The 13,048-nt window shown below is 37.2% G+C and carries 10 protein-coding genes and 1 other annotated feature; of the genes, 5 read left to right on the forward strand and 5 right to left on the reverse strand.

Features of this window, described 5'->3' with window-relative positions; all coding sequences use genetic code 11:
- Nucleotides 1–122 precede the first annotated feature (122 nt).
- Nucleotides 123–602 (forward strand): GAF domain-containing protein, encoded by a 480-nt coding sequence (locus G8O30_RS09815; RefSeq protein WP_239671909.1) that lies wholly within the window; start codon nucleotides 123–125, stop codon nucleotides 600–602.
- 64 nt (nucleotides 603–666) lie between these two features.
- On the opposite strand, the gene G8O30_RS09820 is transcribed toward G8O30_RS09815, so the two are convergent.
- Together G8O30_RS09820 and G8O30_RS09825 are read right to left on the reverse strand one after the other, a co-directional pair.
- The gene (locus G8O30_RS09820; RefSeq protein ID WP_239671910.1) at nucleotides 667–2,484 is read right to left on the reverse strand and encodes a sensor domain-containing diguanylate cyclase; all 1,818 of its coding nucleotides are present in this window, start codon (nucleotides 2,482–2,484) and stop codon (nucleotides 667–669) included.
- Between the two features lie 132 nt (nucleotides 2,485–2,616).
- Nucleotides 2,617–3,165, reverse strand: a complete 549-nt coding sequence (locus G8O30_RS09825) for a hypothetical protein (RefSeq protein ID WP_239671911.1) — start codon at nucleotides 3,163–3,165, stop codon at nucleotides 2,617–2,619.
- A 245-nt stretch (nucleotides 3,166–3,410) separates the two neighbouring features.
- Between G8O30_RS09825 and rpsD the strand changes: the two genes are divergently transcribed.
- Both rpsD and G8O30_RS09835 read left to right on the forward strand, forming a co-directional pair.
- Nucleotides 3,411–4,013, forward strand: a complete 603-nt coding sequence (rpsD, locus tag G8O30_RS09830) for a 30S ribosomal protein S4 (protein ID WP_239671912.1) — start codon at nucleotides 3,411–3,413, stop codon at nucleotides 4,011–4,013.
- A gap of 327 nt (nucleotides 4,014–4,340) precedes the next feature.
- Entirely contained in the window at nucleotides 4,341–5,072 is a 732-nt protein-coding gene (locus tag G8O30_RS09835) for an alpha/beta hydrolase (protein ID WP_239671913.1), read from the forward strand.
- 146 nt (nucleotides 5,073–5,218) lie between these two features.
- Here the strand turns inward: G8O30_RS09835 and G8O30_RS09840 are convergent, their stop codons facing one another.
- Together G8O30_RS09840 and tyrS are read right to left on the reverse strand one after the other, a co-directional pair.
- Nucleotides 5,219–5,458, reverse strand: coding sequence for a hypothetical protein (locus G8O30_RS09840; protein ID WP_239671914.1), 240 nt, complete (start codon nucleotides 5,456–5,458; stop codon nucleotides 5,219–5,221).
- Between the two features lie 112 nt (nucleotides 5,459–5,570).
- Complete coding sequence (tyrS, locus tag G8O30_RS09845; RefSeq protein ID WP_239671915.1) at nucleotides 5,571–6,830, reverse strand: tyrosine--tRNA ligase; 1,260 nt, start codon at nucleotides 6,828–6,830, stop codon at nucleotides 5,571–5,573.
- 351 nt (nucleotides 6,831–7,181) lie between these two features.
- Nucleotides 7,182–7,389: a binding site (T-box leader), on the reverse strand.
- A 93-nt stretch (nucleotides 7,390–7,482) separates the two neighbouring features.
- On the opposite strand from tyrS, the gene G8O30_RS09850 reads away from it, so the two are divergent.
- Nucleotides 7,483–10,398, forward strand: coding sequence for a transglycosylase domain-containing protein (locus tag G8O30_RS09850; protein ID WP_239671916.1), 2,916 nt, complete (start codon nucleotides 7,483–7,485; stop codon nucleotides 10,396–10,398).
- 44 nt (nucleotides 10,399–10,442) lie between these two features.
- On the opposite strand, the gene acsA is transcribed toward G8O30_RS09850, so the two are convergent.
- Nucleotides 10,443–12,161, reverse strand: a complete 1,719-nt coding sequence (gene acsA / locus G8O30_RS09855; RefSeq protein ID WP_239671917.1) for an acetate--CoA ligase — start codon at nucleotides 12,159–12,161, stop codon at nucleotides 10,443–10,445.
- Between the two features lie 248 nt (nucleotides 12,162–12,409).
- On the opposite strand from acsA, the gene G8O30_RS09860 reads away from it, so the two are divergent.
- A complete protein-coding gene (locus G8O30_RS09860) occupies nucleotides 12,410–13,042 on the forward strand; it encodes a GNAT family N-acetyltransferase (RefSeq protein ID WP_239671918.1) in 633 nt (210 codons plus the stop codon).
- The last annotated feature ends 6 nt before the right edge of the window (nucleotides 13,043–13,048 follow it).

Here is a 13,048-nt window from a genome sequence, read left to right on the forward strand (position 1 = left end):
CGTATTTACTACCTTCTTACTTTGACTCTTTTATTCCTGCTATAATCTTTCGACAGAAATAGCATTGTAAGATGATTCACACGAGAAGAAGAACGTATTTTGTCAATTGGAGGATGATTAGTATGTTCCATGTCGAAAATTATTCTGGTTCACGTGAAGCTAGATATGCAACTGTTATTAAACAGTTAGAAGCACTTTTAGAAGGCGAACCAAATCAAATTGCAAACTTATCCAATGCAGCAGCACTTTTAAATCAATTCTTAGATCGAGTTAACTGGGTAGGCTTCTACTTAATGGACGGAAAAGAATTAGTTTTAGGTCCATTCCAAGGCCTTCCAGCTTGCGTTCGAATTCCTTTAGGGAGAGGCGTCTGCGGAACTGCAGCAGAACAAGGAAAAACGCAGCTAGTAGCTAATGTTCACGAATTCCCTGGACACATTGCTTGTGATGCGGCTTCTTTGTCAGAGATTGTTGTTCCACTTGTAAAAGATGGTGAAGTTATCGGAGTTTTAGATATTGATAGTCCTGAACTTGCTCGTTTTGACGAAGTAGATCGAGTTCAATTAGAAAAGTTCTGTGAAACGTTATTGAGGTTTCTATAACAATGTGGAAAAGAGCTGTGAAAGGTGGTGCCGCCACCTTTCACAGCTCTTCTTATTATCTTGGTTAAAATTCAGTTTGTGATACTACTTGATTTTTTCCATTTTCTTTTGCGAAGTACAAGGCAGTATCTGCTCGATGAAAGACATTTTTCACTTGTTCTTTTGGTTTGTCCCAATAAGCAACCCCACAGGATATAGTAATACTTGGCTGAATTTCTTTTCTTACTCGAGTGGACAGTTCATTTGCTAAAAGGACAGCTTTTTCTAATTTCCAATTTGGTAAGTATATCGCTAACTCTTCTCCACCCCATCGTGCGCCAAACTCTTGTAATCCAAGAATCTTTTGCATAATAGAACCCACCTGTACAATTACTTCATCACCAACTTGATGACCATGTGTATCATTTACTAATTTGAAATCATCGATATCAATTAGAATAAACGACCCACACTCATCTCTTTCAAGGGAAGCACCCATCATTTTGTCCAGATAACTCCTGTTATATAGTTGTGTTAAATAATCTGTGGAGACTAAGCGTTCCAATTCATCTCGCAAGATCGAATTGTGAATAGCTAAAGTTGAGTGATCAATAATGGATTGGAGAAATTTAAACATTTCAAAGGTATAGGCATAGGCTTCTTTGTGAAGTACAATACAAACCCCCATCATCTCTCCCGATTGCATCATTGGCACTGCCATAACAGACTTGTATGGAGCTTCCGTCCAATCCAGTTTTGCTTCAACATCAACCATAAATATACTATCTGGAAATTGTTTCATTTTCTTCATAATGTGCTCTAGATATCTTGAAACATCTTCATTCATAAATGGTTCGCTTCCATCAACATGGAACTCTCCATGATGCAACAATACGAAACCATAAGAGGTAGAATGAAAATGTTTTGTTATCTGTTTTCCTAAAAAGGTAAGCGTGTCCGTAAGTCGCAAACTACGATTTAAGTGATGGGAAGTTTCATTGATAAGTTGTAAATCTGAGATAAGTTTCTTTGATTGTTTATATAACTTAGCATTTTCTAGAGCAGACCCTGCTGTATCAGCAAGTAAACGAATAAATTCTATTTCCGTATCTAAATAAGGAGAATGAAAGGGTGTTTCTACTTGTAATACGCCATATACACCTTGTTTCCCACGTAATGGCGCATAAAATAAAGTGACTTCTCCAGGAATTTTTTCAAAAGTTGATACGCCACCTGTAAATGCTTCCATTACTGCAAGATTAGCTGAATCAAAATCAAAATAGGTAACTGGTAATCCATCTATATTTTCATATTGATTTGTTAGTAGTAATGTATAGTCAAACCGATGGTACACTCTCTTTAATGTATTCATAAGTTCCATTAAAACTAGCTGATCGTCCATTGAAGAATGAAATTTTTCCGTCACCCTATACAACTCTTTATAGCGACGTTCATCTTCTATTCTTTCTTGAATGAAAATAATTCTTTGAAAGAACCTCATAGTCTCTTTACAGAACTCTTGCCAGAACAACTCTGAGTATAAAGTGAAGTCCTTTTTTTCTAAGATTAAAAGTAAGTGGTTGTTATTAATGAAAGGAAAGGAGAACACTACGTTTGAAGAATGTGCTGTGTAACTAAACGTGTAGGAACTATTTTTACACTTGTAAAATTCATTCAACTTTATATCATATGGATAAGATAATGGTCCACTAAAGAAAATGGATCTCAAATCTTCTACACGTTGATCTACAATTTTACCAATACAAAGATGTATTGGTGCATTTAATAATCCTTGCACACCTTCCGACCAAGGTTTTAATAAATAACGAGAAGAACTATGGGATTGTTCGTTTGTTGAAAGTTCATAAAGCATCGCTTTGTATTTTAAGATCACATATTCCATTTAACTTCACTCATTTGAAATCACCTATTGGTTTATTTTTCCTCTTAAAATAGTTCATTTATCCTATTATAGCATATACGATAAAATTTTTGTGGTTGAAATACATACTTTCGGACTATCAGTTGGTTTTTTCTACCTTTCTAATATTATCCAATCTGTTTCTGTAAAAATAAGATAAATTTCATTTCCTTTAATGATATCTAGTACTTTGCTACTTTGGGGTAATTCATAGGATAGATTACTCTCTTTTATATAAAGTTTACGGTTATTTTCTACAGAAAAGGGGATTCTCTTTGTTGCCTTTTTTTTACTATTTGGAGCTTTAACTTTTTTAATACCCTTTTCACTTACTGCGAAATAAGACTCTGAGGTTTTTATAAAAGTTTCTTGGAAATATGCATCAATATAAATCTCTTTTATATCTGACGACTCTTCAATTTGATCAAATAATACCGTTTTGTACTGGTGATTTTTATCTACTTGATAAAGAGAAATATGTGTTATTTCTCCTTTTTTCATGGATTGAACAAAGTAGATGTAGGCACTATTTTCCGCAACCCACTCTTGCTTAGGTATTTCACTCGATGTTAGTTGTTGAAATCGGAAAGCTAAGACCACAATCAGTATAGAAACTCCAATAAAAATAAATCTCCATTGCTTCTCTTTTTTGGTTTCTATCATTCTACTTCTCCTTAATTTTATATCTTTCCTTGACTATAGCATTTATAGATTATATAATGTTCGTTGTGTAAAATAATGCAGCCTAGTATCACGGTTTGATGATTCTATACTGTTCCTCTAAGTGAGGTGTAACCCGTAACCCGCTGCTGCTAGGGCGAAGTTACATGAAAACAGTATACTCATGACGCTGATGATTGCCGGTTTTTATTTTACAACAAAATAAAAACAAAAAGGAGGAGTCTCTCATGGCTCGTTATACAGGTCCAGCTTGGAAACTGTCTCGTCGTCTTGGAATCTCTCTAAGCGGCACAGGTAAAGAATTAGAAAAACGCCCTTACGCACCAGGACAACACGGTCCTAACCAACGTAAGAAAATCTCAGAATATGGTTTACAATTACAAGAGAAGCAAAAGCTTCGTCATATGTATGGTGTAAACGAGCGTCAATTCCGCACGTTATTCGATAAAGCTGGTAAAGCTCAAGGTAAACACGGTGACAACTTCATGTCACTTCTAGAAGCTCGTCTTGATAACGTAGTATACCGTTTAGGTCTTGCTCGTACACGTCGTCAAGCTCGTCAGCTAGTTAACCACGGTCACGTTATGGTTGATGGCAAGCGCGTTGACATTCCTTCTTACAGCCTAAAAGCAGGTCAAACGATTACTCTTCGTGAGAAATCTCGTAACCTTTCTATCGTTAAGGAAGCTATCGAAGTAAACAACTTCGTACCTGACTTCTTAACTTTTGATGCTGATAAATTAGAAGGTTCTTTCACTCGCTTACCAGAGCGTTCTGAGTGTCCTGCTGATATCAACGAAGCTCTTATCGTTGAGTTCTACTCTCGTTAATCTTTCTAGATGGCAGAGTAATGCACCTAAATCCCTTGAAATGTTGTTTCAACAACGTTTCAGGGGATTTTTTTTGCCATTATAATTGGATAATGAATATTCTATACAATAGTAAATCTCTCACCCTTGAAATGTTTTGTATATGTATGGGAAAACTAAAAAAAACAATTATATGGGGTGACATATGAAAAAAGCCAAAAAATTAGTAAAATGGGCTTTTTATAGCCTAGCATCGGTTTGTTATTTAGCTGTTTTATATGGGGTATTACAAGATTTGTTTAAATTAATCACTGGATTCTTTTCATCTTAATGTGATAGAGGTGCTGTATGAAAAAAAGTAGACTGCTATCCCTTTTCATTATTGGAGTTATATTCCTTACTCTTACTAGCTTTTTTATTTGGACGCAGATGACATATAAAGGAACGGAGAATCTATCAGCAATGTTAGAGGAAGTTCCGTTGAAAGAGAACAGTACGTATATTTTTACACCGGAAAAAGAGAGTGATATAGGTATCATTATCTATCCTGGTGCCAAAGTAGAGCCAGAAGCTTATTTTTATTTAGGGCAAGAACTATCTGAAAGTGGTTTTATGGTAGCTATACCTTCCATGCCACTAAACTTGGCGATAACAAATGTAAATAAAGCTAAGGGTATTATTGATAACCATGAAAGCATTGATCAGTGGTTCATTGGCGGACATTCACTTGGTGGTGTGGCAGCTGCAAGCTTTGCTTTTGAACAGCAAGATAATTTGAAAGGATTAATTTTATTGGCTTCCTATCCAAGTGGAAAAAGTGATTTCTCTAATACTAATTTTCCAATATTAAGTATTTATGGAGAACGAGATGGATTAACAACTTACGAAGAAATAGAAAAAAATGCAAGATTGTTATCTAAAAATACAATCATTCATGAAATAAAAGGTGGAAACCATGCACAATTTGGTGTATATGGAGAGCAAAAAGGTGATAATACAGCAGGAATCAGTGTTAAAGAACAGCAAGAGGAAATCGTGTCTACTATTACAAGTTGGATCAATGAAGGATTAGGTAAATAAAGGATTGAGTTACTTTACAAGTATGTGGTTGTGCCTATGAGAGCCATTTCTTTGGATATTTTCCTACGGCTTCGGCTTAAAGCCGTATACCTTCCTTCTCTCTTCCTACGGCTTCGGCTCTAAGCCACAATTTAAGAAGAAATAATTTAGCATCGACGGATAACTATAAAACTTATACTACCCATCATACTAATTAACCCTAAAGTAAACCAACCCAATAACGGGAAAAACTGAAATGCTGTCCATGTTTGATAACTAAACACTATGAGTAAAATAGTCAAAAAGACTATACCATTCCTTACATTTTTCTTAAAAACAGAAGTGAATATAGCAAACAATAAAGCTACTTGAATCAATAAGACTACTGCAAGCAGTGCATAAAACACTTTATCTCTCCTTTCCATAAAATACGCTATTTTATTTACAAGACACATCAAAAAACCATTCTATAAGAAGCGTATCACACTTCTCCGTAGAATGGTTTTTACATTAACTGAATTATGAAAAACGAATCATCGTGTATTTCTTTTTACCACGTCTAATTATAGTGAATTCTCCGCCTAGACGATCTTCATTAGTAAGTGCAGAACCTACGTCCGTCATACGTTCACCATTTACATAAACAGCACCGTTTTGTACATCTTCACGAGCTTGACGTTTAGATGGACTAATTTTTGCAGCAACAAGTAAATCAACTAAACCTGGATTTAATTCCTCACTTACAAACGTAGGAACGTCCTTAAATCCTTGACGAATTTCATCTACAGATAGAGACTTAATGTCACCACTGAAAAGCGCTTCTGAAATGCGAATTGCTTGTGCCAACGCTTCTTCACCGTGAATTAATTTCGTCATTTCTTCCGCTAATGTTTTTTGTGCTTTTCGTAGATGCGCTTCCTCTTCTACACTCTTTTCCAACTCATTAATTTCTTCCATAGAAAGGAATGTGAAGAACTTCAAGTATTTCACCACATCAGCATCCGCAGTGTTAATCCAGAATTGGTAAAACTCGTACGGCGTAGTCTTCTTTGGATCTAACCAAATAGCTCCACTCTCTGTTTTACCGAATTTTGTTCCATCTGCTTTTGTTACTAGTGGTATTGTCATGCCAAATGCTTTTGCGCCTTCTCCTTGTGTTTTACGAATAAGCTCTAAACCAGTAGTAATGTTCCCCCACTGATCACTACCTCCGATTTGAAGACGACAATTATGGTTTTCATAAAGGTGCATAAAGTCCATAGCTTGAAGAATTGTATACGTGAACTCTGTGAAAGAAATTCCCGTCTCTAAACGATTTGCAATTGTATCTTTCGCTAACATGTAGTTCACACCAATGTGCTTCCCAATATCACGTAAGAACGTAACCATATCCGTTGCACCAATCCAATCATAGTTATTCACCATGATTGCACCTGTGTCTCCTTCAAATGTGAAAATTGATTTTAACTGTTCTTGAATGGAAGCTACATTGTGTTTTACATCATCCAACGTTTGGAGTTGTCTTTCTTCCGATTTACCACTTGGATCTCCAATTAATCCTGTAGCTCCTCCAACTAGCACAACCGGACGGTGACCAGCTTGTTGAAAGCGGCGTAACGTTAGGAAAGGTAATAGGTGACCAATGTGCATACTATCTGCTGTTGGATCAATCCCACAATATAGTGAAACACTTTCTTTATTTAGAAGTTCCTGCATTCCTTGTTCATCTGTTTGTTGATAAATAATTCCTCTGTCTTTTAAATCTTGTATTAAATTCATCAAAATGCCTCCTTAAAATTCTATCTGAATGATTTGTTTACTTACTTTTAGAAATGTAATGGTCACGTTTACAGCTAAGTTTGTTTTGAGTTTATTGCTTAGTGTCCTCACATTAAGGATACTCAGTTAAGTACGGGCCACTTCTGCAACTGGCTTTGGTTGGGTTTGGTTGCTTAGTGATCATTACATTAAGGATACTCAGTTAAGGGCAGGCCACTTCTGCAACTGGCTTTGGTTGGGTTTGGTTGCTTAGTGATCATTACATTAAGGATACTCAGTTAAGGGCAGGCCACGTCACGTGGCCAACACTGAGTTGTTACTTCACGTAACAAAAAACGCCCCCACAATAAATGCAGGGACGCTTGAAAGCGCGGTACCACCCAGCTTAAAACTTTAAAAAGTTTTCGCTTTAAACCTGTAACGAAGGTTAAACGTTAGTTCACGTTAGCAAACTAATGCTCCAGGGTGTAATTCAATATAAACGAATGGACGATTCGCAGCTACCATCGTCTTTCTTAACAGGGTCGTTTATATTTACTTAGCCTTTCTACGCTCGATATAAAAGTTACTCAAATTATAGATAGAAGCATAATCTTTGTCAACAGCTGTAGTGAACTATGCTATAATTAATCTGTTCTAAGGAGGATTCGACATGAATAGAGCAAATTTGCATGCTAGTTTACAACGAATATCAACTTGGTTAAAGCAGAAGCGAGTCAGTCAAAAAGCTCGTATTACATACGGTGTTATTGGGAATGTGCTATTACTTTTCTTTGTAATGGCTACATTAGGTGTTGCATTTGTAGGAGCAACCGGTGCCGGATATTTTGCATCATTAGTAAAAGAAGAACCTATTCGTTCCTACGAAAGTATGGAGAGAGATATTTACAACTACGAACAAACTTCTGAATTATACTTCTCAGATAATGTGTACCTAGGAAAAATGAGAACAGACCTAGAACGTGAAGAAGTATCACTTGAGAATATTTCCCCTTATGTAAGAGAAGCATTAATTGCAACAGAAGATGAATATTTCTTTGAGCACGAAGGCGTTGTGCCTAAAGCTATTGCTCGTGCATTAATACAAGAATTCACGAACTCTTCCGTTCAAACAGGTGGTTCTACCTTAACACAACAATTAATCAAAAACCAAATATTAACAAACGAAGTATCCTTTGATCGTAAAGCAAAAGAAATCCTCTTAGCTTTACGTTTAGAAAGATTCTTTGAAAAAGATCAAATATTAGAAGCTTACTTAAATGTCTCCACTTTTGGGCGTAATGCTAATGGTCGTAATATTGCAGGAATTCAAGCCGCTGCCAAAGGAGTTTTTGGAGTCGAAGCAAAAGACTTAACCCTTCCCCAAGCTGCCTATTTAGCCGGATTACCACAAAGTCCATTTGGCTATACACCATTTACGAATAAAGGGGAAGTGAAACAAGACTTAAGTCCTTCTATCGATCGTATGAAAACAGTACTAGAAAGAATGAAAAGAGAAGAGTTTATTACGGAAAAGGAATTTAATGAAGCAATTTCCTACGACATCAAATCTAATTTAGCTAAGCCTATCGCTACTTCTAATGAAAGATATCCTTGGCTTTCAGCTGAAATCGAAGAACGTTCTAAGCACATTCTGAAGTATATTCTTGCAGAACAAAATGGGATAACAAGAGAGCAGTTAGATCAAGATGAAGCTGAGATGGGACGCTATGAGACACTGGCTTCTCGTGCGTTACGACAAAATGGATATCGTATCCATACAACAATCGATAAACAGATTTTCGATAAAATGGAAGAAGCAAAAGATTCTTATCAAGGATATGGACCAACTGTTACTGTCACAAATGAGGACGGTGAAGCGGAGGAACAACCTGTTCAAGTAGGAAGTATTTTAATAGAAAATTCTACTGGTAAGATTTTAAGTTTTACAGGTGGTCGTGACTTTGAAACGAGTCAAATCAACCATGCGACGCAAGCTTATCGTTCGAATGGTTCCACTATGAAACCTTTATTATCCTATGCCGTTTCGTATGAACTAGGAGAAGCTAGTCCAGGAACAGTTTGGGCAGATATACCAGTAACGATACAAATTCCTGGGCAACCACCATATGAACCAGGTAACTACAATAATCGTTTCCATGGATTAGTTTCATCTCGTTTTGCATTAGAAAAATCATATAATATACCTGCGATTCAGCAATATAGAACAGTTATTAATCAATCACCACTTGAATACCTAAAGAAGATGGGGTTCTCAAGAATAGATGATGCAAATGACAGTGGTCCAGCTGTCGCTATTGGTGGCCTAACAAACGGTGTAACGGTTGAACAAAACGTTAATGCCTTCGCAACCTTTGCAAACCAAGGAAAGTTTATCGATGCATATTTAATTGAACGAATTGAAGATACGCAAGGAAATATATTATTTGAACATAAACCAGAACCTGTGGATGTCTTTAGTCCACAAACAGCTTATTTAACATTAGATGTCATGCGAGGCGTTCTTACTAGAGGGACTGCTGGTTCCGTTCCAGGACAACTTGCCTTTTCTTCCGACTGGGCTGGGAAAACTGGTACCTCACAAGAAACAAAAGATGTATGGTTCGTTGGAACAAATCCAAACGTTACTTTCGGAACCTGGTTAGGATATAAAACACCACGGTCACTAGAAGCTAGAGGTGTAGAAAGTGCTTCCAGAAGAAACTTAACAGTATGGAGTAGGCTTATTAATGCAGCGTATGAAGCAAAACCAGAGGTAGTAGATCCTAATGAGCAATTTAAGATGCCAGGGGGAATTGTTCGTCGTTCTTACTGTGCCATCTCTGGTCTGTTACCATCTGAAGCATGTTCGCAAGCTGGTTTAGTAGAAACCGACATTTTTAATGCTAAATTCGCTCCAACGAAGACAGATGACAGTTTAATCAACACAAACTATGTAACGATTGGTGATAAAAAGTATATTGCTTTAGATTCTACACCTGCAGAGTTTGTACAAAAAGGCTTATTGTTAGCCCCTGAGTATGTAGAATCCTTAACAAATGGACAAGAAATAGACTTACAAACATTACTTCCAGATAACCCAAAATGGAATAATATTATACTTGCAGATGATACTATTTCGGATGACGGTTCAGTACCACAGACCGTTAATGCAGTTGTTAGAAACTCCTTATTAGCTTGGACTCCTTCTACTAGTCCTGATGTTGTTGGCTACTATGTCTACCGAGTGGATGGTGGCAAAATAACAAGGGTAGCAGCCGTTAAAGCTGGAGAGGAAAGAAGATTGACCGTATCTAGTGGAACGTATGTGGTTCGAGCGGTAGATGTTGCCGGAAAAGAATCTGCTAATTCAAATCAGTTAACATTTGGTCAATCAAAACCAGCGGATCCACCAGCAACAAGTAAACCACCTAAAGAAAAACCACCAGAGAGCAACCCTCCTGCCGACCCACCAACAGATGGTGGAGGAGATGAAGAAAATCCTGGAGATGGAAATGGGGATGGAAACGGAGAAGAGCCTACTGATCCTACCGATCCAAGTACCCCACCGGAAGATAATCCTGAGTAACGAAAAAAGCTGAAACGACTTAAAATTAGTCGTTTCAGCTTTTTTTAATCTTCCATTGTACTTAAGTCACCTGTTGGCAAATCTAATTCCCAAGCTTTTAATACTCGGCGCATGATTTTGCCACTTCTTGTTTTCGGAAGTTTATCCTTAAATTCAATTTCTCTTGGTGCTGCATGTGCAGCTAAACCTTTTTTCACGAACTGACGAATTTCTTCGCTTAGTTCATCCGTCACTTCATACCCTTCACGTAAAGCAATAAATGCCTTAATGATTTCCCCTCGAACGGGATCTGGTTTCCCAATAACACCTGCCTCTGCAACAGCAGGATGTTCTACCAACTTACTTTCTACTTCGAATGGACCAACGCGTTCTCCAGACGTCATGATGACATCATCAATTCGTCCTTGGAACCAGAAGTACCCTTCTTCATCCATATAAGCGGAATCTCCTGACACATACCAATCACCTGGCATAAAATAAGATTCATACTTTGCTTCGTTATTCCAAATCGTATGCATCATAGATGGCCAACCACGTTTAATAGCTAGATTCCCCATTCTATTTGGTGGAAGTACATTACCTTGATCATCCACAATAGCAGCTTCTACTCCAGGAATAGGTTTTCCCATCGAACCTGGCTTAATTGGCATAGATGGATAGTTACAAATTAATTGACTACCTGTTTCCGTCATCCACCACGTATCATGAATACGCTTATTAAAAACTTTCATTCCCCATCTTACCACTTCAGGGTTTAAAGGTTCTCCAACGCTTAATACATGGCGTAAAGAAGATAAATCATGCTCTTTTACTAAAGCATCCCCCGCTCCCATTAACATACGGAAAGCAGTTGGCGCACTATACCAAACTGTTACCCCAAGTGATGCAATAACTTTATACCAATTTTCTGGTTTAAATCTTCCACCAACAATGACATTTGTTACACCATTTAACCATGGTCCAAAAATACCATAAACTGTTCCTGTTACCCATCCAGGGTCAGCAGTACACCAATAGATATCTTCTTCTTGCAGATCCAATACCCATTTAGCAGTTTGATAATGTTGTACCATTGCTTGGTGAACATGAAGTACACCTTTAGGTTTTCCTGTAGAGCCAGATGTATAATGAAGAAGCAATCCATCTGTCTTCTCCATCCATACTGGTTCAAACGAAGTACTTGCTTCATTCATTCGTTTGTTCAAATCAAGGAACTTCCCCTCTTCCTCGATTCCATCTCCCACTAAGAAGATGTGCTCTAGTGCAGGTAATTGATCATATGGCACTCGTTCCATTAATTCAGGTGTTGTAACTAACACCTTTGCATCGCTATCTTCTAGACGATCTTTTACGGCTCCTTCCATAAAAGCTTCAAAAAGCGGTCCTACAATTGCTCCTGATTTTACTGCTCCTAAAATCGTAAAATATAATTCAGGTGTTCGTGGCATAAATACAAAAACACGATCTCCTTTTTCAACGTTTCCATATTGCGTTAAAACGTTCGCAGCCTTATTAGAGTTCTTCATCATATCAAAGAATGTATAAGACTCTGAACGATTTTCATCTCGGTAATATAGAGCTACTTTATTCTTTCTAAAAGATAATGCATGTCGATCAATCGCTTCATAAGCTGCATTCATTTTCCCCGTCATAGACCATGAAAAAACCGACTCAACATCAGACCACGAGAAGGATTCTCGTGCTTCTTCATAAGATGGTAATTGATAATTACCTGGTACAATTGGTAGCGCTTCCACTTTCATTGACCCTTCCCCCTTATGTAAGATATTTCAACTTAAGTATACATGAATCTACTAGTCAGTTCCAATTAAAGATTAAATTTTCAGAACCATTATATAAATTTACAATAATTACAATACTGCTAGATTAAATAATACGATGTTTAGTGAAAAAATCCTTCTTCATAAGAAATCTTTGTTATAATAAGGTTATATTGTAAACGCTTACCCTTTTCGTTTAACCACATTACATGATGAGGTGATACAGGTTGATGGATCATGTTAAACGTTATAATGTAATCGAATTAAAGTCTTCTTTTGGCACAATTGTCGTGGAAGGTCCAATATCATCAAGAGAAATTGGGCGACTAAACTTTCATGACGGATTAGTTGCATTCCGTCCTGCTTCACAGCAGAAGGAAGCACTCATGGAAATTGCTGATTTACCAGAAGGAAGAATCATTATTGCACGACTGCATGACACCATAATTGGATATGTTACGTACTTATACCCTGATCCATTAGAACGTTGGTCGGAAGGTAAAATGGCGAACTTAATTGAGTTAGGTGCTGTAGAAGTCGCTAGTGCCTATCGTGGTGCTTCAATAGGAAAGCATCTCCTACGTGTTTCCATGATGGATGATGCAATGGAAGATTATATTATTATTACTACAGAGTACTATTGGCATTGGGACTTAAAAGGAACTGGCTTGAATGTATGGGAGTATCGAAAAATCATGGAGAAGATGATGAATGCAGGTGGATTAGAATATATGGCTACCGATGATCCCGAAATTAGTTCTCACCCAGCTAATTGTTTGATGGTTCGCAAGGGAAAGAGAATTGAGCAAGAAGATATGGAAAAATTTGATCGAATACGATTTAAAAATCGATTTATGTATTAAGGGGGG

The organism is Mangrovibacillus cuniculi, assembly GCF_015482585.1.
GTDB classification, from domain to species: Bacteria; Bacillota; Bacilli; order Bacillales; family R1DC41; genus Mangrovibacillus; species Mangrovibacillus cuniculi.